We start from the raw sequence: 21748 nt of genomic DNA on the forward strand, positions 1-21748 counted from the left end.
TTCCCTTTAAAAATACACCTCAAAATATTCTTTTAACATAGAACTTAATGGTTTCGAATATTCAAATATAACATTGAATGAATAATAAAATTAAGTTATATTTATATAATATTGTCGGCTCTTAAAAATTGAGGTGTTGAAGTTGCGACCGATATTTCTTGGTATTTGTGCTGCCTTCTTTTTTGCTTTTACTTTTATTCTTAATCAGGCAATGGATTTAGCTGGTGGAAGTTGGATATGGAGTGCATCGCTGCGATATATCTTTATGGTCCCTTTTTTATTATGTATTGTCATCTTGAGAGGCAATCTTAAACCCCTATTACTCGAAATCAGGGAACATCCTGGAAACTGGTTGATATGGAGTATTGTAGGATTTGGGCTTTTTTATGAACCATTATGTTTTGCTGCTGCCTATTCGCCAGGCTGGCTGATCGCTGGAACATGGCAAATCACGATTATTTCTGGTGCTCTTCTTACACCGCTTTTTTTTGAAACAGTCCAGACTTCTAGGGGACCTTTAAAGGTAAGGGGAAGAATTCCGTTTAGAGGACTGCTTATGTCTTTTATTATTTTATTTGGTATTTTCTTAATGCAGTTAGAACATTCAAAACATGTATCGCTTGAAACTGTGTTGCTCGGTGCCATTCCTGTCTTACTTGCATCCATCGCTTATCCACTTGGAAACCGAAAAATGATGGATATTTGCATGGGGCGTTTAGATGCCTATCAACGTGTGTTAGGAATGACGTTGGCTAGTCTACCTCTTTGGTTAGCATTATCCGTCTATGGATTTTTTACCGTTGGCCCTCCAAGCTTGGGGCAAACAATTCAATCAGGATTCGTAGCTATTTGTTCCGGAGTAATCGCAACAGTGCTATTTTTCAAAGCGACCGATATGGTAAGAGGAAACATGCAAAGATTAGCTGCAGTGGAAGCCACCCAATCCATGGAGGTGCTGTTTACATTAATAGGAGAGCTTCTCTTTCTATCCATACCAAATCCGCACCTTATATCATGGATAGGTATGTTTGTTGTAATTATCGGAATGGTTTTACATAGTTATGTTTCACATATTAAGCGCAAAAGTAATTTATCTGAAAATATATTTTCTGCTGAAATTTAGAATGGATTTATAAAAAGAAACCAAACCACCGTTGACTTTTTGACAACGGTGGTTTGGTTTTCTTTAGTTCATCAGCCTTAGTGGTTTTGCCATCGCTCGTCTTGGTCGTATTGACACTTGTATAAATCGTGTAGAACAAGGGAATAGTAAATTTTGTTAAGGAGGTTGAAAATATGGGTGACCATTTAGTTCGTTTAACTGCTCCCGAAATAGGTGGGTTGTGGTCTACATATATTAGTGAATCCATGTCCATTTGTATGTCTAAGCATATGCTTAAATATTTGGAAGAAGGGGATATGAAGTCTCTCGTATCAGAATCATTAAATCTATCGGAATCGAGATTGAAGGAGATCCAAACTATTTTTACGAAAGAGAAATTTCCCGTTCCTAATGGATTTACAGATGATGATTTAGATTTATCTGCACCTAATTTATTTTTCAACTATTTTCCATTAAGTTATGTGTATAGTATGAGTAGTTTATCAGTGGCAAATTTTAGTTGGATCATTACTGGAATGGTGCGTGAAGATGTTCGGATGTTCTTTTCAAATTGCTTAAATAGCTCATACAATCTGTTTGACAAAGCAATCCGATTGAGTATTGAGATGGGAACTTATGACCGTCCAGCATTTATTCCATATCCGGAGCACATTGAGTATTTAACACAACGAGAAACGTTTTTATCGAAATGGTTCGAATCCCAAAGACCGTTAAATGTCTTAGAATTGACTGAGATTTTCTTTACCGTCGAACGAAATTATTTCGGATTAATTTTACTAACAGGATTTATTCAAATCGTAAAGGATAATGAGATAAAGAAGCATTTGATAAAGGGAAAAGAATTGACAAAAAAACAAATAAAATTTTTAAATGACATATTAATGCAAGAAGATTTACCCCAAGTCGGCCTAATTAACACCGAAATATCGACTTCTACCATCTCTCCATTTTCAGAGAGATTAATATTAAATTTAGTTACCATTCTAAACTCGACTTCGTTAACTTACTTAGGACATGCGCTAGCGGCAACGGCTAGGGTTGATTTAACAGTTGAGTATTCTAAACTGATGCTTGAAATTATGCAATATGGAAAAAAAGGAATGGATCTGTTAATTGAAAGAGAGTGGTTTGAGGAACCACCACATGCTCCAAATCGAAAAAAACTATCTGAATTGTAAAAGTTACAATCTTTAATGAAAACCCCCTTTCTATTCAAAAGGGGTTTCTAGTTTAACGGCAAAATAATTTCAATAAAGGTTCCTTTTGAATCGCTCCAAATATGTATGGTTCCATTATGGTTTTCAATGATTTGTTTTGAAATCATAAAACCTAGGCCAGTTCCGTTTTCTTTTGTTGTAAAAAAAAGCTGACCGATTTTTTTCAATAGAAGCTTTGGAATACCTGTTCCGGTATCCTTAAATAGAATTTTCACTTTATTTCGACCATACCTTTTCATTTCAATTGTTACGGTTCCGCCTTTTGGCATGGCTTCAATCGAATTTTTCAATAGATTGATAAAAACTTGTTTTAATTGATTCTCATCGCAGCTAATCATCAGCTTTTTATCATCATAATGAGTGTTTATCACAACATTCTTCATTTTTAGAAGCTCCAAGTAAATGAACGCCGGTATCATTGATGAATAGTATATCGTTGCCAGCTACAAGAATTGCCGCATCTGGTGAATTCTCCACTAAATTACGATAGGTTTCCTCCTAGCTTCATCCTCTGCTGTTTTTCGGACTGTAATATCTCTTAAAACACTAATTATCTCATACACCCTATTTTTCTCAGAATCTTTAACAATTCTACATAGTGATTCTACCCATATATAGGTACCATCCTTTTTTCGCAATTGAAAAGTCGTGTTAGCATTTTCAATTTTTTAAAAGCGACTATATTATTATTCGAAGTGACATTTAAAAGTAATAAAGAGTAATAACTTTGTAATCTCTGCTTAACCTTCATATGTTATAAATTAACTACGAATAGGAGGTTACTATGCAAATAGTGAAAAGAAGCATTGTAGTATTAGCTACTGCTGTACTTTGTCTGACTACCTCAGAAATTGCAGCAAATGCAGAGTCCAACGTAGATAGCTTAAAAAAAAGCATACAAAGTAATCAACATACAATTACAGAAAAAGAACAAGAACAGCGAGCTGTTAACAAAGAAATACATAATGTAAAAAACGAATGGGATGCCTTGCAATCTCTAATTCAAAAAAATAATAGTGATATTGCAACCATAGAGGATAAAATCAAATCTGTTAACCAGGTTATCGAAACAAAAAAAGAGGAAATTGTCGATCTTGAAGATCAAGTGTTGGCACGAAAGGATATTTTAAAAAAGCGATTAGTAGCTTTTCAAAAGAAAGGCAGAATCAATTTCATCCTGGATGCTTTGCTTAATGCGGAAAGCTTCGATGATCTCGTTAACCGAATTAATGCTATTTCCACCCTGATGTCGGCAGATAACGAAATATTGGATCAGCAGAGGCAGGATCTTAAACAGATAGAAGAAGATAAAAAAGAAATTGCAAAGCAAGAAGCAGAATTAACAGCTTCACGAAATAAACTAACGGAAAGCCAAGTAGCACTACAGACTAACTTGCAATCTAAACAAGAAGCACTAACTACTCTTCAAGCAAAATATGAGAATATTAATCAAGATCTTTCACAAGCAAAGAAAAAGAATTCAACTCTTGAGTCTCAAATCAATAGAATACAGGAAAACATTCGAAAAGAGCAGGCGAGAGCGAGAGCTAAGGAAAGAGAAATGACTGAGCAAAGCAGTACTGTCTCAAGCCCACAGCCAACAAGAGGAATAGAATTATATATGAATGCAACTGCGTATAGCTACCAAGATACGAAGGGACATATTACCACACTAGGATATGATATTCGTAAAAACCCTAATATGAAAATAATTGCAGTCGATCCTAAAGTCATCCCATTAGGAAGTAAGGTTTGGGTGGAAGGATACGGAATTGCGATTGCTGGTGATACAGGTAGTGCCATTAAAGGACATAGGATTGATGTGCTCATGCCATCCCACAAGGCAGCCGTTTCCTTTGGGCGAAGGACAATTAAAATAAAGATTGTGGATTAAGATGAAAACCGGTTTAACTTTTTTAGGTTAACCCGGCTTTTTTTTCGTGAGGTAAATGAAATTATAATCAATTAGTAATTAAGTTCCTAAAAAATTCTTTTTTGAAGGTAGAAAAGAACTTCTGAACATCCGTAACAGAATAAGAAACATAATCTCCAACCCTATGGATATAATGGTGGAACCTATAGTAATCAAGATAGTCATATCGTCTGTAGTATTTAGTATAAATGGAATGGAAAAAAGAGCGATACATGTTCCAACCAAATATATTTGGAACAAATTCTTGGCTTTATCATGTAATCGTTTGTTATGTGAAGCTGCTTCTTTTATTCCCATTAAAACTAACAATACAACAATCATATGCAATAATCCCACTAGTGTAGAATAACTTAGTGACCAGATCGATGGGGCTTCTTTTAGCCAATCATCCATCTTAATAATATTGGGCAGTGACAATATCACTAAAACAATGGACCCTATTTTCGCTTTTGAAAAATACCCAGATTGTGATTTCAAGCCGTTAAGACCGACTGCGGCAATGATGTAGCCGATTGGGCTTGGTGATATATTAATTACAAATAGATAAAAATTAATTAAAACAATGAGGAATCCCCAGAAGATCTTATTTATTTCCCTTGCCATGGTCGATTTCTCTCCTTTGTTTTACAATCTCATCTATCCCTTTTTGACTGAAATACGGTGAATAGTTCATCCAAATTGGAAAAGAAATTTCTTTTCCTTTCTTAGTTGTACCTTTTACATTCACAGCAAGTTGATAAAAATCATTTCCATTTTCGCGATTTCCAAAAGTAAATTGATATTTCATATCTAAATAATCATCTTTCTGCAATGGGAGCGGGAATATTTCTTCCTTTACTAATCGATCCTTCCCATTTTTCCACTCGGCTATCTTTTGGTCGTCCCAATGCCCAACGGTCATTTCTTTGTGAACCTTCTTCAAAGTTCCCTGATCCGTAATAACGTAAAAATCCAAACTATCTTTTAATGCTGTTGTAAATGGAATTTGGATAGATTGAATAGAGAGTGGTTCTTTAGCCTGTATTATTTGCTCTCCGGTGTTATCGCTTGATGATGCCGATGATAAAAATTCAATTGGAAGTTTTGGATGCGAGTCGTCGACAATCGAAATTTCCCCAATGGAGTAGGTGACTATTTTTCCATTTTTCAACTTAGCCCTTACCTTATCAAAATAAATATCTTTTTTTAATTGATCTTTTATATCATTTTTATTGATATGTACCGAAATCGTTTTTAAACAATAATACTTGTAATTTTTACAGCTGCCATCCTCATTGTAAAAGGAATAACCATCCATTTCTGGTATTGAAATTGATTGGATATCGTTGGTTCCATTCTTGTTTGTTAAGTAATGAAGCTCAAACATGTCTTCATCGGACCTAATCTCATAATAATGCTTCAACATAATCGGCTGGCTAAGTTGTTTGGATTGATAATAGAGGTAATTACCTAAAAGACTTAGAACGACTATGAAGCAAGCCATTACCAGGGCGAGTTTTCTCATATTTGCCCTCCTTCTCTCTCTCTCTTATATTAGCCGTTTTATTTTAGCACAATATTCATAATATTTATATAAAAATTTCCAATTTTCATAATGATTATTAATAATTAAAAAAAAGGCTTATCAGCAAGCCCTTTTCACTCTACAATATCTACATAATAAAATCGATTATCCGCTATTCTTTGTTCCCCGATTGTATGCTTAATGGGAAAGGAGAAAATCGGCCCATCAAATACAAATGTGTGGTATTCCCCATTTTCCCCACATATATCAGCGCTAGTTGGATAATCTTCTATGAATTGCGGGTCAATTTCACGCCCAACAAATGCAGGATCCAATGCTTGCGAATCTACACATGTCAATCTTGTTCGAAAACCTTCTGCAAAATACTCTTTTATTAAATCCTCCGGCTTCTCGCCCCAGATTGGGAATATGGGAGTCAATCCTGTTCCATCTAACATCTTTTCACGATATTCTTTTACATCCTTTAAATGAATATCCCCAAACATAATATAGCGAATTCCATCTTCTTTTATTCGTACTACTGCGTCTGCCATCTTTTGCTGATATATTTCATTACTGCAAAGGCTGGGGATTCGTACTTTTCGGAGTTTTACTTCTAATGAATCTGCTTGTTTTTCAAGGAACTCTTCGCGAACCCCATGCATGGATGTCCGATTGTAATCATCCGTTACAGTTGTTAATAAGGAATCAATTTCCCATTTTCCTTCTTTTATTAATCGATTCATTGCTAATGCACAATCCTTGCCACCGCTAAAAGAAACCACAATCTTCTCTTTCAATTCACTTTCCCCTTTTTCTTCGATTTAGTTTAAATTTAGCATATCTTTTTAACGAGGGAAAAGATTAGGGTTAAGTATGAAATAATGCTAACCTTCACTTCTCCCTCCATTCCCTTTATTTAGCATGATTTCAACTATCATTGGGTATTATAAAAATATTTATGATAAGGGGAAATGAATAATGAAATTAACACCTGAACAGCGAATCGAACTGCATGGCTTTAATAATTTAACAAAATCACTAAGCTTTAATATGTATGATATTTGCTATACAAGAACGAAGGATGAACGTGAGGCGTATATTGAGTATATTGATGATCAATATAATGCGGATCGATTAACGAATATATTAAATGCCGTTTCCGATATAATAGGTGCCCATGTTCTAAATGTTGCAAAACAGGATTTTGTTCCACAAGGGGCAAGTGTAACAATGCTCGTTTCGGAAGGACCAGTTGTCGAGGTACCAAATGAATCTTTTTCAGAATCTCCAGGGCCACTGCCAGACTCCGTTGTTATGCAGCTAGATAAAAGCCATATTACGGTTCACACTTACCCGGAATATCATCCTGACGAAGGAATCAGCACTTTCCGAGCAGATATTGATGTATCCACATGTGGAGAGATTTCTCCGCTTAAAGCATTAAATCATCTTATTCATTCCTTTGATACCGATATTATGACCATTGACTATCGTGTTCGCGGATTTACAAGGGATAAAACTGGCCATAAACTGTTCATTGACCATGAGATCAGTTCGATTCAAAATTACATACCTGACAATATTAAAAATCTTTACGATATGATTGATGTAAATGTCTACCAAGAACATATTTTTCATACAAAATGCAAGCTCAAGGATTTTGATCTTAACAACTATTTATTCGGATACACGGAGGATAATCTGTCTTCTACAGAGATTGAAGATATAACAACGAAATTACAAACGGAAATGGATGAAATTTTCTATGGGAAAAATATGAATGATGGTTTTTACTAAGGATTTTCGTATAAATTTTTTATTAGTCGATCTCCTTGAACAAGCCTATATAGGGACGAATAACTACTCAGTGAAAATAGATTGGCCAATATTACATTGTGCTAATTATTCTGTAGCCTAATTTCCCATTACTCAGCGCATGTCCATTACAAAAAGGTCTCTCCTACATAAAATATAGTAGACCTTTTGAAAGGAGGTGCTTATAATGGGATTCTGCTGCAATAGAGGATATAGTTATGCTATGCCAGTGAGCACCGGGGCTAATCCATTTGTTTTAATTGTTGTATTGTTTATTTTATTAATTATCGTTGGTGCTGCTTGGGTGTATTAATATCAAAATACCTCCTTTTTATGAATGAGGCGTCCCAGCGGCGCTTCATTTTCATTTATACAGGATTAAGACTTTATAAATATTTCATCGATTAGTAAAATTTTATTTATACATTTTAACCAGGCAGGTGTGGCTATTTGGACATCAAGCAATTGCAATATTTTATCGAAGTATCAAAATATAATAGCTTCTCGATTGCGGCAGATCATTTATTTATTACACAGCCAACCATTAGCAAAGTGATCAAGAACCTCGAAACGGAGCTGGGGGTTTCCCTGTTTGACCGTTCCCGAAAGCAATTAACATTAACGGATGCAGGAAAGGTAATATTGGAACAAGCAAAAATAGTGAATCAAGCATTTCATAATTTGGAATCGGAATTAGATAATCTATTAATACTTAAAAAGGGGAACATTAGAATTGGACTTCCCCCTATTTTTGATGCGCAATTTTTACTTAAATTTATTGGAAGATTTCACGAAAAATATCCTGGGATTACATTTCAATTGACAGAGGATGGCTCCAAAAAAGTGGAGGAGGATGTAGTAAATAATCTACTTGATGTAGGTGTTGTTGTCCTCCCGACAAATGATGAAATATTTAATTATTTCTCCTTTATGGAAGAAGATTTAAATCTAATTTTGCATCCTTCCCACCCATTTGCAGAAAGGGAAAAAATCGATTTAGTGGAGCTTGCAAACGAGCCATTTATATTATTTAATAAGGAATTTGTTCTTCACGATCGTATCATTTCTTCTTGTCACAATGCAGGATTTGATCCAAAAATTATCTCTAAAAGTTCGCAATGGTCTTTTATTGAAGAAATGGTTTCGTGGAATTTAGGGGTCTCCCTTTTACCAGAAAGCCTGTGCCACCAATTAAGTAAAAAAGTTCGATCTATTAAAGTAGTAAATCCAACAATAAGCTGGAATTTAGGAATTATCTGGGGAAAGCATCAGTATCTTTCCTTTGCAGCTCGTGAATGGCTTACCTTTACAAAAGAGGAGCTTAAAAAAGGAATTTAAGCTATATGCCATTCCTTTATAAATGGAAGCATTTACATAGATAAAAGCTATATTACATATAAAATATAACCATTTTACATACATAACGATGCGGCTTACACTTTAACAGTAGGTAAAAAAACCTTTCTCGTATTTCATCTTTGGATTCCAAACAAGAAAGGAAGTCGTAGTATGTACACAAAAAAAGTGAAAGAAAGTCGTATCGTAAATACTGCACAAGTTTTATCTTGTGATTTAAATAATTATAATACATTATTCGGCGGAATTTTAATGAAAAAACTAGATGATGCCGCTACCCTTTCTGCCCGCAGACACTCTAGAATTAAAGAATGTGTTACTGCCTCAACAGACTCGATTGATTTTCTTTGCCCTATTCATCAAACAGACTCCGTATGTGTGGAGTCATTTGTTACGTATACAGGAAGAACGTCTATGGAAATCTTCTGCAAAGTCATTGCAGAAGATATTATGACTGGTGAACGTCGAATTGCAGCAACGGCGTTTTTAACCTTTGTTGCATTAGATGAAAACAAGAAACCAGTGGAAGTACCTGGTGTAATACCAGAAACAGAAGAGGAAAAATTCCTTTACAATACAGGGAAAGAACGTGCAGAAATACGTAAGTTAAGAAGACAAAAAAGTAAGGAATTAGCAGGCTACATTACAATTAATAAACCTTGGGATAACTAAGAAAATCGTAGGCGCCGCAGCTCTAGCGTACGGATTTCGTAGTCTTCGACTGAGATAAAGGAAACACGGTGAGGTAGTTCACGAACCGATGTTGACTTATCGTAGGGAGGAGACGGAGAAATCCGCTAGCCGATAGGCGCTATTGAAATTGAAGTACAAATTTCACCTGGAGCTAGACATAGTCTACATTAGTTAAATAATTTTTGTGATGAAACACGTATATTTACAAATATTTCAAGGAGGATGGATGATGCTGACACTTACAAGTATTGGTGAATTAAAAGGAGCAAAAGATGAATTAGCGGAGCTTCAGATCTCATACCCTGTCCTTTACGAAAAGCTAGTACATGTTGTTAGTTTTACTAGAGCTTTGCAATTTAAATATCAGTACATGGGCAAATTATTAATGGATGAAGATGCAAGTCATATTACACCATCATTTGTCCAAGGTTCTGTTTTGCGGTTATATAAAAAAGAACTTCAAACATTGAAGGATGATATTGATTTTCCGGCACTGAAAAAAGTTTTTAAAAATATTAATAGTATCGGGTTTTCCCGAATCAGTTTATTAGTATTAGGGAATGCACCGGAATCTGTTGTTGGAGTTTCAATTATAAGATAAATTCCCTTTTGTCGGAAGTACCCAAACAGTCTTCTTCCCCACATCTCCATATAGAGAGAATTCAAAGGATAGTCAAAGCAGAGAACTTTAAACTTTATTCTCTGCTCTGAAATTTTTGTTCATTTCCATCGAAAATAAATCCCTTTTCCAAAATTCCCACGATTTCATCTGGAGGTAGTGGCTTACAAAAATAATATCCCTGCCCTAATTCACAACCATTTTCTTGAAGGAATAATGCTTGTTCTTTCTTTTCTATCCCTTCTGCAATTACATTGAATTTGAGACTATGCACCATATCTATAATAGACTTCATTATCGAACTTTGGTCTGCTTGATTGGAAATATCTTCTACAAAAAGCTTATCAATCTTTATTTTATCAATCGGTAGCTTCATTAAATAACTTAACGAAGAATATCCTTTTCCAAAATCGTCAATTGCTATTTGTACACCAAGCTGCTTCAAACGGTTTAAAATGAGGATAGATTTTTCAATATCCTGCATGATACTTTCCGTTATTTCAAGTTCAAGAAATGCTGCGTCCATACCGGTTTTTTCAATTAGCTGCTGCACTTTATAAATAAAGTCTTCATCTTGGAGTTGGCGGACAGAAACATTCACGGCGAGTTGAACTTTCCGTATTCCATTACTCATCCAATTCATGTATTGGCACATTGCTTTTTCCAAAACCCAATTTCCAAGTGGAATAATCAATCCTGTTTCCTCTGCAAGCGGGATAAATTCAGTTGGCGGAATCATTCCAAGCTTCGGATGGTTCCACCGAATTAACGCTTCTACCCCATTAATTCTTCCCGATTTCAATTCCACATTTGGTTGATAAAAAAGAAGCAACTCATTGTGTGCTAACGCCTTTCTCAAGCCATTTTCAAGTTCCATCGTTCGACTTGCTAATCCATCCAGATGAGCGGAATAAAACTGATATTTCTTCTTCCCCCATTCCTTGGCAAGATACATAGCCGAATCTGCATGCTTAATCAACGTTTCTTGGTCTACACCATCTTCAGGATACATACTAATCCCTATACTTGGAGTAACAAAAAACTCATTATTATCCAACTTAATTGGATTGGAAAATTCCTTTAAAATTCTCTTAGCAATTCGTTCTGTTTCCAACTTATTTGTATTTTCCAACAAAATAATAAATTCATCTCCACCTTGCCTGGAGACCATCCCTTCATTTTGGACGGCATTTCGTAAAAAAATTGTCGCTTCCTTTAATAATAAATCCCCGATCGTATGTCCCTTTGTGTCATTAATCATTTTAAAACGATCTAAATCTAAAAATAAAACAGCTAATGTATTACCATTTGAATTACTTAGAACCGATTTCAAATGACGTCTGAACAAATTACGATTCGGAAGTCCTGTTAAGGTATCATAATATGCTAGCTTTTCAATCGTTTTTTCTACTTTTTTGCGCTCGGTAATATCACGCCCCACTACATGCCAAGCACTTCTTCCTTCATATAAAATTGGCATCATAGCCATCTCAATTTCAAACGATTTTCCATCTAGTCGAACTACTTGTACCTCAAAACGAGTTTTTGTGATTTCTTCTTCACTAGATGTATTAATAAGTGTTTGAAAATTAGTTAGTGCTTCTGCTGTAATAAATGTGGTTAAGGGCTGTCCGACTAATTCACATGTATTGGTTGCCCCGATAAGTTTGCAGCCTGTTTCATTAATATAATCTATTTTGTTTTTGCTTGTTACTAAAATAATATCTGGTGACATTTCGACAAGACTGCGGTAGCGATCCTCACTTTCTTGCCGATCAGTAATATCAAATAATACACTGGAAAACTCGATTAAATTCCCGTTCTCATCGGTTTTTGGAAAACCTCTATCCTGAATCCACCGTACTTCACCATCAGGTCTAATGATTCGATAAATCGATGTGACAGGTTCACCTAACTGCAATCTTTTTTCCCTTACCTCTAAAAGATGCATATCGTCTGGAGAAATAACCTTCCTCCAAAGCTCGTGATCCTCGTAAAATTCATGCAATGAACGAGCATAAAGCTTCTCTATACCAGGTGTAATTAATATGGAATTTGCTTTTAAGTCGTGAAACCAAATGGCTACATCAAGTGTATCAAAAATATTTCTTAGCTTCTCATCACTAGTTTTTAATTCCTTTGTTGTGTTTTGAATGTCTCGTATTAATAAAAATAACAAAAACATGATTATCATGCTAAACGCTAAATGTAGTAAGCGCGTGATCCAGTTATTAACAGGATGGAAAAGCGCCTCAACCTCGTTAATTATTTCGGATAAAATAACAAATACACTAAAAAATATCACTTTTTGTTTTATGTTTTTTTCTTGATTTGTCATGTATGATTCTCCATTTATAAAGGCTAGAATTATTATTAATTTATCACTTTTAGGATTCCTCATACTATAAAGGAAAAAAATGAATTATCTATAAAATATCAGGAGGATTATTTTTAATTTTCACAAAACAAATGATATAATCATCCTAAAAAGGGGATTTTCATTGAAATGAGTTCAATTTTACGATTATACAAAATCATTATAGGATTAGTTGAGTTATTCTACAGTATTCCGATTTTAGGCGGTCTCATTATTCTATCACATGCTTGGAAGCCATTAGGAACTTTGATTGTTTTTCATTTTATCGGCTTAATTATTGCTTTTGTAGCCAATAGAGCGAAATCCGCGTCCGTCTTCGGTATTATTGGAAACATCCTTGCCTTTATTCCAGGGGTTGGGATGGTCATGCATTTCTTGATTGGTGTGGTGAATTTGTATCAGGGGATACGAGATAAATAACAAATACGCAGGCGCCTTGATCATCGACGTATGGATGGTGGAATTTGTTCTTATTGGATGGGGATGAGAGCTTACGATTCATCTAAGACTCAATCTTGGACAAAAGCAATACATAGGGGGGATATTATTGAGTAGAAAGAGAAAAATCAATATCGCTATACTTGTGGGACTATTAATACTGTTACTACCAATGTGGTTTTTCAACATTAATCCTGTACTACCTACGAATTTTTCAAAAGTTGTTGAAAAGAATATGCGTTCCGGAGACCACAACGATATTGAAAAAATCACTGTCTCCACACCTTACACACTAGAAATGAATTTGCAAAAAGTTAAAGCTCCACCAAAAGATTTTAAGGAGTTCGATATTAGCAATCAGGACACTATCCGCCATTTGCTAGATAATAAATTACGTATTTGGAATGGCGGGAATATGCCTACTTTAAGGGACTGCTATGACTTAACCATTCATTTTAAAGACGGAAGTTTCCAACGGTATGTTATTGCAGAAAAGTGGATACTTGCTGCAGATTTAGGTGGTAATCTAAGAGGTAAAAGATATAAAGTACTTGATAATACAAATGCTCTGTACAATGAACTTGTTTCATTTATCAACAATCATTCTAAATAATTTTATCCTACTTAAAAAGCGATTTTAAAAATCGCTCTTTTCAATGATAAGATGTTGATCAAAGACATTATTTACATAGATTTGGCATGAATTAGTTTTGAATCGGAATTCAATCACCGTTATATTCACAAATTTGTTCTCTTCATCGAGATTACCTATTAACCCTGGTAAGGTAATATCATTCGGATTTTATAATTTCGATATATCAATAAAAAAGGAAAGAGACAGGCTCTTTCCTTTTTTATCCTTATTACACCCACCACATATCTGCAGGTGTTTCTTCAATCAGCACAGATTTTAGGTTTTTCACCGCACGCTTGAAACCCTCTTCAATCGACATGATTGGATCTTCATGTTCAATGCTTACGACATAATCGTACCCGTATGTGCGAAGAGCGCTCATCATGTCAGACCATTCTTGAAGACCGTGGCCGCAGCCAACAGAGCGGAATGTCCATGATCTTGTTCTTACTTCGCCGTATGGCTGCATATCAGTAAGACCATACATATTCACATTGTCCTGATCAATGTAGGTATCCTTCGCATGGAAATGATGGATTGCATTTTCCTTTGCTAAAATTTTGATTGCAGCTACAGGATCAATTCCTTGCCACCAAAGATGGCTTGGATCAAGGTTTGCACCGATAGCATCACATGTAGCTTCACGGAGTTTCAATAACGTATATGGAGTGTGCACTAGGAAACCACCATGAAGCTCGAGACCAATTTTCACATTATGATCCTTCGCAAACTGTCCCCATTCCTTCCAGTACGGAATCAACTTTTCTTCCCATTGCCATTTTAATATATCAGCATATTCATTTGGCCATGCTACTACCGGCCAGTTTGGATATTTTGCACCTTCATGATCACCAGGTGTTCCGGAGAAGCAATTTACAACTGGTACATTCATTAAGGAAGCCAATTTTACTGTTTTCACAAAAACATCATGACTAAGACTCGCGAATTCTATGTCCGGTGAAATTGGATTACCATGGCAACTAAAAGCGCTAATTTGCAACCCACGAGATGTCACTTCATGTAAGTATGCATCTCTTTTTTCCTTGCTATCCAATAATTCATCCAATTTACAGTGAGCATCACCAGGATAGCCGCCAGTTCCAATTTCAACAGCCGTTAACCCAGCTGCTTTAACATAATCCAGCATGTCGGTAAAAGACTTATCAGAGAATAATACGGTAAAAACACCTAATTTCATCTAATATCCCACCATTTCTTAAGATTGTTTTTGTATAGATTGTTGTTTTGTAAATAGATGTAAATCCTAGTAAGGACTTAGTTTCGGGGCATCTTTTCTTATAATAGCTATTCATTCATAACCTATTTAACGATGTTTATAGGGATTTTGTCTTTAAAAGCAAAAAAGTTTAAGAAAAGAGCCTTTCTTAAAGTTGTACGCTTTTTTTCTCTTCATTGCTTTTGTAGATTGCTTCCATAATTTGCGAAACAAATAAGGCCTCTTCCGGTTTCACCATTAATTCCGCTCCATTTACACAAGCATCCACAAAGTTCCTGGCTTGACTGTAGCCATGGTCTTCTTCACTTGGAATCCATGTTGCTTCACTATTAAAAAGCATCCCATGTTTCGCAAAGTTCAACTTAAATGGAAATACCTCAAGTCCACCTTGATCACCGGATATACTAACGCTTTCCTTATCACTTTCAATATTGGCTGCCCAGGAAACCTCCAGAAGCATGGAAGCACCATTCTCAAAACGAATATAACCTGTTACATGATCATCAACGTTGAAGGTTTCGTGGTCGAAACTGCCCCATTGATTGACCTGGCCAGTCTGTTTGCTTAGCGTATTGTATGTAGTTCCGGTTACCTCAATCGGCTTCGGATTTCCCATCAACCATAGAGATAGGTCCAGTAAATGGCATCCATAGTCAATAAGGCTGCCCCCGCCTTGAAGATCTTTATTGGTAAAAACACCCCAACCCGGTACTTTTCTTCTTCGTAATGCTTGAACACGAACCACTAATGGTTCTCCAATTTCTTTTGCAGCCATGACCCTTTTCGCTGCTTGCGTTTCTTTCATATAACGGTAGTGAAAACCGATGCTTAAGACTTTGTTTGACTTCTTGGCAGCATCTATCATCGCTTGGCATTCTGCAGCTGTCATCGCCATTGGTTTTTCACAAAGAACATGGACACCTGCCTCTAATGCTTGAATGGATATTTCAGCATGAAATTTGTTAGGGGTACAAACAACAATAGCATCGACTTCCGAAAGCATGTCTCGATAATCTGCATAAGCATGGGGAATATCAAATTCCTCTGCAACGCTTTTGGCACGTTCCAAATTGACATCACTTACCGCAACAATAGATACTTCCTCTTTCAATTTTCGAAAAGCAGGGATATGACGACCAACTGCAATTCCACCAACACCAATAACACCTAAGCGCAACTTGCTCATAAAAGCACCTCATTTCAAGAAGGAGATAAGGCAAATTGATTCTGCCTTGAATCTCTTTCTTTATATATAAATATAGATTCTACAATACTCCTCATTTCACCTTTGTAATTTTGCCAGTTTCACTAGACTCCAGTGCTGCAAGAATTACATTCAGTGATTTCATCCCTTCATATCCGTTAATCGGAGTCTCTGTATTGTTTACAAGACTATGAATAAATTGATCAATCACATGGGAAGTATTTTGTCCGCCATCCTCATTCGACTGGATTTTTCCTAAATCGAACTTTTCCACTTCTCCATTTTTGTGTTGAATTATTAGAGAATAATCCGGATCTTCCTCTAAACGCAATATACCATTTTCTCCATAGATTATAGTTGAGTTATCTTCTTTGGAGACATAAGACCAGCTGGCTGCAAGCGTGCCGACAATTCCACTTTCCGTTTTTAAAATGCAAACCGCATTATCATCTACGGTTGAATTTTCTTTTGCCAACGTATCAACAAAAGCAGCAACCTCTACGATTTCTTCATTCAAGATATAACGGATTAGATCAGTCTTATGGACGCCAAGGTCGCCCATTGCTCCAATAAATGCTTCCTCTTTCTTAAAGAACCAGCTGTTCGCACCGTCAACGCTCCATCCTTCTGGACCGCCATGACCAAATGCAGTTCGGAAGCTGTAAACTTTTCCTAGTTTGCCAGATTCAATGAATTCACGCGCCTTTACATGGGAAGGAACAAATCGCTGATTATGAGCAATCATTAATTTTTTTCCATTTTTTTCAGCAGCTTCTATCATTGCCTTCGCTTCAACGCCTGATGTAGCCATTGGCTTTTCACAAAGTACATGCTTACCAGCGTTCAGAGCCGCTATAGAGACTGGTGCATGCAGATAGTTTGGAGTACAAACACTAACGGCATCGATTTCTTCGTTTGCTAACAGATCCTCATATTTGGTGTAAAATTTCGCACCATATTTTTCAGCCTTTTCTTTTGCTCGTTCTTCGACAATATCGCATACTGCTACAATTTCGGCATTCTTATTCGCTACATATTCAGGCAGGTGGCGATGTGTGGCAATACTTCCGCAACCGATAACGCCAATATTTATTTTTGTCATTTGCCATTCCTCCTTAGAAATATATGGATTTCATTTGCTCAATCTTTATCCCAGCAAATCTCCAGCTATCTTCATTACAATTTCTTCATATTATTTTTTTGAAATTTCCTCTAGTGGTTTAGCATTTCCATATACAGGTCGTGCATGATCAGTAGGTGTTGCCCACTGAACTGCGTTCGTGATTACTGTTTGGATTTCTTCATTGTGATAAGTTGGATATGTTTCGTGTCCAGGTCGGAAATAAAAGATTTTTCCGTTCCCACGGCGATATGTACATCCGCTGCGGAACACTTCTCCGCCTTCAAACCAGCTCATAAATATCAGTTCATCTGGTGCGGGAATATCAAAATGCTCTCCATACATTTCTTCTTTCTCTAATTCAATATATTCGTTTAGACCTGCAACAATCGGATGGCTTGGGTCAACTACCCAAATTCTTTCACGATCATCTGCTTCACGCCATTTCAAGTCACAAGATGTTCCCATTAATTTTTTGAATATCTTCGAGAAATGTCCAGAATGTAATACAATTAACCCCATTCCATCTAATACTCGGGCTACTACTTTATTTACCGTTTCGTCTGAAACCTCATCATGTGCCATATGCCCCCACCAAACAAGGACATCTGTATTCGCTAAAACTTCATCTGTTAATCCATGTTCAGGTTCATCCAATGTTGCCGTTTTCACTTCTAAGCCTTCTTTTTCAAGAAAGGCAGAAATGGCCCCGTGAATTCCATTTGGATATATACCCGCTACCACCGGATTTGTTTTTTCGTGGCGATTTTCATTCCAGACTGTGACTTTTGTCATTTTAAAACACTCCCTTATGTTGTTTGGTAAGTGGACAGCTACAATGTCTCCTCTAACCTTTATTAGCCTAGTAATTAATTTATGAACCTCTAAAAAAAGTATGCGAATGAAAGGCATCCGTTAGTAGAGTCTATTTAAAAGTTTTATAAAAAAATGGAAAGAATTCAATCTTCCCATTCATTCCTCTTCACCTTTATTTAAAGGTGCGTTAGACATTCTATCGATAATTTTGTGAGGAATAATAATTCGTTCTGGCTTTTTATCTTCATTTTCAAGTGTATCTAGCAAAGAACCGGCTGCACTATACCCTAATTGAAAAATATTAATATCAACGCTTGTTAGGGGGGGATTGGACAACTCTGCCAGCATAACATTGTTAAAGCTGACAACCGAAACATCATCAGGGACCATAATTCCTTTTTCAGATAGCATCCCAAGAACTCCTAGCGCCATTAAATCATCCATTACAACAAAGGCAGTTGGCGGCTCCTGTAAAGCCATTAAGGCTTCCACTGCTCCTCTTCCACCTTCTTTTAAAAACTCCTCATGAATAATGTAATCTTCTCGAAAAGGGATATTCGATTTACGTAATGCTTTTTCATAGCCAAGCAATCGATCCGTTGTCATGACAAGATTAAGGCTTCCACCAATAAAAGCAATGCGTTCATGTCCTAAATCTATTAAATGCTTCGTTAGCTCCCCAGCGGCACGATAGTTATCATTGTCTACATGTGAGATTTTATCTTCATATTTATATGGTTTTCCAATGACAGTAAAAGGGAAGCGAGATTGATAAAGATATTCCACTATTCTATCGTCCATACTAGTAGATAATAGGATGATTCCATCTACCCGTCGACCTTGCACCATTTCTACGACGCCATCAAATATTTCCTGTTCATTCATCCCAGTTGAAATATATAGAGCAAAACCTTTCTCATGTGCCTTAGTGCTAATCCCTCTTATAACTTCAGGGAAAAAAGGATTCTGAAACACCTTATCTGCTGAGCTTGGCATCACAAGGCCAAGCGCTTGGGTAGATCGGGCTGCCAAGCTTCTGGCGTTAATGTTAGGATGATAGCCTAAATAATCCATAGCCTCCTTGACTTTTTTCTTCGTTGAGTCACTAATTCGAGGATTATTCGCAATGACCCTTGAGACTGTTGATGGAGCAACTCCAGCCATTTTAGCTACGTCTTTTATTGTTACGGTCATGCTCCCCCCCCTTTTTCATAAGCTAATATGCTATATGCCAACATTAAATGTAGCTACACGTCCTTGTTCATTGAAGCTCATTTCTACTTTTTTTCCATTAAACAGTACATCTATTTCTTTATCCGCATCAAAAATAGTAAACTCAATCTGCATCCAGCTCGGTTGATAGCCGTTGTGTAAATCTTCCATGTTTATTGTAATCGTTTTATTTTCAAAATTACAGCTAATTTCTTTCTTCAAATAGTTACCTTTCTCATATTCAAAGGTTCTTCCGTCATCTTCATAAAGCTTATAAATACTTGCGCCCATTTTCTTTCTATAAATGTGAATCTCCATCGTCTCTGGTGATTCGGAAGTATTCTTTACATTGCTACTATGAGGAAGAATAGCTCCTTCTTTTACAAAAATCGGCAGTGTATCAAGGGATGCCTCCACCAATATATGAGTACCACCATTATAGGATTGTTTTGTCCAATAATCGTACCAAGTTCCTTCTGGAAGATAAACAATTCGATGGTAAGTAGTTGGCTTCAGAATTGGGGCAATAATAACATTTTCACCAATTAAAAATTGATCAGATAGATTAACCGTATTTATATCATTTGGATATTCCATTAATAGAGGTCTCATAACAGGTACTCCCGTTTTACTTGCCTCATGGAATAAGGTATAGAGATGTGGAAGCCATTTATATCTTAATTGGATATACTTTTTCACTATATTTTCGATATCTTCCCCAAACGACCAAGGCTCTTGTCTAACAGTATCAAGGCCACTGTGATTACGAAAATATGGTGTGAAGGCACCGAATTGTGTCCAACGTGCAAGCAATTCTCCTGTCGTATCATGTGCAAACCCTCCAACATCCGGTCCTGTAAAAGGAACACCGGAAACACCAAGATTCATACACATCGGAATGGCCATTGCCAAATGCTCCCAAAAACTACGGTTATCCCCTGTCCAAACTGCTCCATAACGTTGGACTCCAGCATATCCTGCCCTCGTTAATAAGAAAGGTCGGTTTCCATTATTTTGCTGCTTCAAAGCGTTATATGTTGCTTCCCCCATTAAAAGACCATACACATTATGCATTTCTCTATGAGTTTTGGCATTTCCATCATTTCCATGCATGACCTTAACATCCATCGTCTTTGTTTCGTTAAATACGGCAGGTTCATTCATATCATTCCATATACCTTCAATTCCTAAATCAGTATAGAAACGATGCTTTTCTCCCCACCATTCTCTTGTTTTTGTATTCGTGAAATCAGGGAAGGCACTATTTCCTGGCCATACATCTCCATAATATATTTTTCCGTCCATATATTCACAAAAATGGTTCCCGTAAACTCCTTCTTGAAAGGCGTGATATTCAGGATCTTCTTTCACTCCTGGGTCTACGATTGGTACAACCTTAATCCCCGATTTATATAAATCACTAACTAGTTGTTTTGGATTTGGAAAACGTTCTTGATCAAAGGTAAACACACGATAACCATCCATATAATGGATATCAAGATAGATTGCATCTACCGGAATATCTTTTTCTATAAAGGTCGCTGCCAATTGGCGCACCTCTTGTTCCGTTTCATAGCTATAACGGGACTGATGATAGCCAAGAGCCCATTTAGGTGGTATTGGTATTCTTCCTGTTAAGGTCGTGTATTGCTCCAATACATTTTTGGGAGTTGGTCCTGCTAGGACAAAATAATCAATCTGTCCCCCTTCTGCCCAAAAGGAATAGGAATCCTGCTCACTCTTCATATCAAAAACCGTTTTATACGTATTGTCGAAAAAGATTCCATGCGCTTTTCCGTCACGCAGTGTCATGAAATAGGGAATCGACTCGTATAACGCGTCTATTTCAGGATTATGTGGGGCATACACATCACTATTCCACATCGTCATCTTTTCGCCACGTTTATCTAAAAAGCTTGTTTTTTCCCCAAACCCATAGAAATGATCGTTCTCCAACATATCCTTATAGCAGATTATTTCCTTTTTCTCATTGAAGCCCATACCGCGTTCACTTTCACCTACAAGTAAACGACCATCTTGTGAATAAACATTCACTCGGAGTGGGAATTTCTGAATAACAAGCTTAAGCTCGTTACTTGTAAGGGTAATTCGCTCATACTCTTCTTTTAACTGATACGGAACATCTTCAGCATCTTTTATTAAAGCAAAGCTACTATTCATAAATGGTTTTTGGAAGGGATTCATAACAATCCTCACGATATCCTCTCGGTAAAAGAGAATATTTACAAATCCTTGCTCACATCTAATTTCTACTAAACTTTCAGTTTGCTCCAAAGACTCAAAATGACCAATATCATTATATGGTGAATTCTTTAATTGCTTCTTATTTCCAGGATGGATGGCAAAGCTTGTATCTTGCATGGTGTATACCTCCTATTTTAATAAGGCTATTTTCGTATAGAGTATTGCTTTTTCGTAACTTGATT

Annotated in this window: 22 protein-coding genes and 1 pseudogene; 10 read left to right on the forward strand and 13 right to left on the reverse strand. The window is 36.4% G+C overall.

Going from position 1 to position 21748, the window contains the following annotated elements; genetic code table 11:
- Window positions 1-142 precede the first annotated feature (142 nt).
- Together AC3WJF_RS07110 and AC3WJF_RS07115 are read left to right on the forward strand one after the other, a co-directional pair.
- Window positions 143-1123: a DMT family transporter gene (locus tag AC3WJF_RS07110; protein ID WP_492450691.1), complete on the forward strand. Its 981-nt coding sequence runs from the start codon at window positions 143-145 to the stop codon at window positions 1121-1123.
- A 173-nt stretch (window positions 1124-1296) separates the two neighbouring features.
- On the forward strand, window positions 1297-2301 hold the full coding sequence (locus AC3WJF_RS07115; protein WP_492450693.1) for a DUF3231 family protein: 1005 nt from the start codon (window positions 1297-1299) through the stop codon (window positions 2299-2301).
- 47 nt (window positions 2302-2348) lie between these two features.
- Here AC3WJF_RS07115 and AC3WJF_RS07120 read toward each other — a convergent pair whose 3' ends face one another.
- From AC3WJF_RS07120 to AC3WJF_RS07130, 3 genes and pseudogenes are all read right to left on the reverse strand, one after another.
- Window positions 2349-2723: an ATP-binding protein gene (locus AC3WJF_RS07120; protein ID WP_492450695.1), complete on the reverse strand. Its 375-nt coding sequence runs from the start codon at window positions 2721-2723 to the stop codon at window positions 2349-2351.
- Window positions 2692-2823: pseudogene (locus AC3WJF_RS07125) on the reverse strand (hypothetical protein); the annotation flags it as partial. The gene AC3WJF_RS07120 and the pseudogene AC3WJF_RS07125, both read right to left, overlap by 32 nt.
- Window positions 2817-3005: a PAS domain S-box protein gene (locus AC3WJF_RS07130; protein WP_492450732.1), complete on the reverse strand. Its 189-nt coding sequence runs from the start codon at window positions 3003-3005 to the stop codon at window positions 2817-2819. The pseudogene AC3WJF_RS07125 and the gene AC3WJF_RS07130, both read right to left, overlap by 7 nt.
- 119 nt (window positions 3006-3124) lie before the next feature.
- Between AC3WJF_RS07130 and AC3WJF_RS07135 the strand changes: the two genes are divergently transcribed.
- Window positions 3125-4234 (forward strand): PcsB-like coiled-coil domain-containing protein, encoded by a 1110-nt coding sequence (locus AC3WJF_RS07135; RefSeq protein WP_492450697.1) that lies wholly within the window; start codon window positions 3125-3127, stop codon window positions 4232-4234.
- 78 nt (window positions 4235-4312) lie between these two features.
- On the opposite strand, the gene AC3WJF_RS07140 is transcribed toward AC3WJF_RS07135, so the two are convergent.
- From AC3WJF_RS07140 to AC3WJF_RS07150, 3 genes are all read right to left on the reverse strand, one after another.
- On the reverse strand, window positions 4313-4876 hold the full coding sequence (locus AC3WJF_RS07140; RefSeq protein ID WP_492450698.1) for a hypothetical protein: 564 nt from the start codon (window positions 4874-4876) through the stop codon (window positions 4313-4315).
- The gene (locus AC3WJF_RS07145; protein ID WP_492450700.1) at window positions 4857-5777 is read right to left on the reverse strand and encodes a hypothetical protein; all 921 of its coding nucleotides are present in this window, start codon (window positions 5775-5777) and stop codon (window positions 4857-4859) included. Before AC3WJF_RS07145 ends, AC3WJF_RS07140 begins: the two co-directional genes overlap by 20 nt.
- A 134-nt stretch (window positions 5778-5911) precedes the next feature.
- The gene (locus AC3WJF_RS07150; RefSeq protein WP_492450702.1) at window positions 5912-6577 is read right to left on the reverse strand and encodes a Dph6-related ATP pyrophosphatase; all 666 of its coding nucleotides are present in this window, start codon (window positions 6575-6577) and stop codon (window positions 5912-5914) included.
- Window positions 6578-6758: 181 nt separating this feature from the next.
- Here AC3WJF_RS07150 and speD point away from each other — a divergent pair, with 181 nt between their 5' ends.
- From speD to AC3WJF_RS07175, 5 genes are all read left to right on the forward strand, one after another.
- The gene (gene speD / locus AC3WJF_RS07155) at window positions 6759-7577 is read left to right on the forward strand and encodes an adenosylmethionine decarboxylase (RefSeq protein WP_492450703.1); all 819 of its coding nucleotides are present in this window, start codon (window positions 6759-6761) and stop codon (window positions 7575-7577) included.
- Window positions 7578-7782: 205 nt separating this feature from the next.
- Entirely contained in the window at window positions 7783-7908 is a 126-nt protein-coding gene (locus AC3WJF_RS07160; RefSeq protein ID WP_492450704.1) for a YjcZ family sporulation protein, read from the forward strand.
- A gap of 137 nt (window positions 7909-8045) precedes the next feature.
- Complete coding sequence (gene cidR, locus AC3WJF_RS07165; RefSeq protein WP_492450705.1) at window positions 8046-8933, forward strand: cidABC operon transcriptional activator CidR; 888 nt, start codon at window positions 8046-8048, stop codon at window positions 8931-8933.
- 171 nt (window positions 8934-9104) lie between these two features.
- On the forward strand, window positions 9105-9623 hold the full coding sequence (locus tag AC3WJF_RS07170) for an acyl-CoA thioesterase (RefSeq protein ID WP_492450707.1): 519 nt from the start codon (window positions 9105-9107) through the stop codon (window positions 9621-9623).
- 250 nt (window positions 9624-9873) lie between these two features.
- Window positions 9874-10245, forward strand: coding sequence for a hypothetical protein (locus AC3WJF_RS07175; RefSeq protein ID WP_492450708.1), 372 nt, complete (start codon window positions 9874-9876; stop codon window positions 10243-10245).
- A 94-nt stretch (window positions 10246-10339) separates the two neighbouring features.
- On the opposite strand, the gene AC3WJF_RS07180 is transcribed toward AC3WJF_RS07175, so the two are convergent.
- Window positions 10340-12601: a putative bifunctional diguanylate cyclase/phosphodiesterase gene (locus AC3WJF_RS07180; protein ID WP_492450709.1), complete on the reverse strand. Its 2262-nt coding sequence runs from the start codon at window positions 12599-12601 to the stop codon at window positions 10340-10342.
- 168 nt (window positions 12602-12769) lie between these two features.
- Here AC3WJF_RS07180 and AC3WJF_RS07185 point away from each other — a divergent pair, with 168 nt between their 5' ends.
- Together AC3WJF_RS07185 and AC3WJF_RS07190 are read left to right on the forward strand one after the other, a co-directional pair.
- Window positions 12770-13060: a hypothetical protein gene (locus AC3WJF_RS07185; protein WP_492450711.1), complete on the forward strand. Its 291-nt coding sequence runs from the start codon at window positions 12770-12772 to the stop codon at window positions 13058-13060.
- A 127-nt stretch (window positions 13061-13187) separates the two neighbouring features.
- Window positions 13188-13691, forward strand: a complete 504-nt coding sequence (locus AC3WJF_RS07190; RefSeq protein WP_492450712.1) for a hypothetical protein — start codon at window positions 13188-13190, stop codon at window positions 13689-13691.
- A 250-nt stretch (window positions 13692-13941) separates the two neighbouring features.
- Here AC3WJF_RS07190 and AC3WJF_RS07195 read toward each other — a convergent pair whose 3' ends face one another.
- From AC3WJF_RS07195 to AC3WJF_RS07220, 6 genes are all read right to left on the reverse strand, one after another.
- Window positions 13942-14910, reverse strand: coding sequence for a sugar phosphate isomerase/epimerase family protein (locus AC3WJF_RS07195; RefSeq protein WP_492450713.1), 969 nt, complete (start codon window positions 14908-14910; stop codon window positions 13942-13944).
- A gap of 187 nt (window positions 14911-15097) precedes the next feature.
- The gene (locus AC3WJF_RS07200; RefSeq protein ID WP_492450715.1) at window positions 15098-16135 is read right to left on the reverse strand and encodes a Gfo/Idh/MocA family protein; all 1038 of its coding nucleotides are present in this window, start codon (window positions 16133-16135) and stop codon (window positions 15098-15100) included.
- 91 nt (window positions 16136-16226) lie between these two features.
- Window positions 16227-17255, reverse strand: a complete 1029-nt coding sequence (locus tag AC3WJF_RS07205) for a Gfo/Idh/MocA family protein (RefSeq protein ID WP_492450716.1) — start codon at window positions 17253-17255, stop codon at window positions 16227-16229.
- A 90-nt stretch (window positions 17256-17345) separates the two neighbouring features.
- Window positions 17346-18068 carry a ThuA domain-containing protein gene (locus AC3WJF_RS07210; protein ID WP_492450718.1) on the reverse strand — a complete coding sequence of 241 codons (723 nt, stop codon included), beginning with the start codon at window positions 18066-18068 and terminating at the stop codon, window positions 17346-17348.
- Between the two features lie 177 nt (window positions 18069-18245).
- Window positions 18246-19283 (reverse strand): LacI family DNA-binding transcriptional regulator, encoded by a 1038-nt coding sequence (locus AC3WJF_RS07215; protein WP_492450719.1) that lies wholly within the window; start codon window positions 19281-19283, stop codon window positions 18246-18248.
- 30 nt (window positions 19284-19313) lie between these two features.
- Window positions 19314-21683: a glycoside hydrolase family 31 protein gene (locus tag AC3WJF_RS07220; RefSeq protein ID WP_492450720.1), complete on the reverse strand. Its 2370-nt coding sequence runs from the start codon at window positions 21681-21683 to the stop codon at window positions 19314-19316.
- Between the last annotated feature and the right edge of the window lie 65 nt (window positions 21684-21748).

It is taken from the genome of Heyndrickxia sp. FW510-T9, assembly GCF_058781025.1.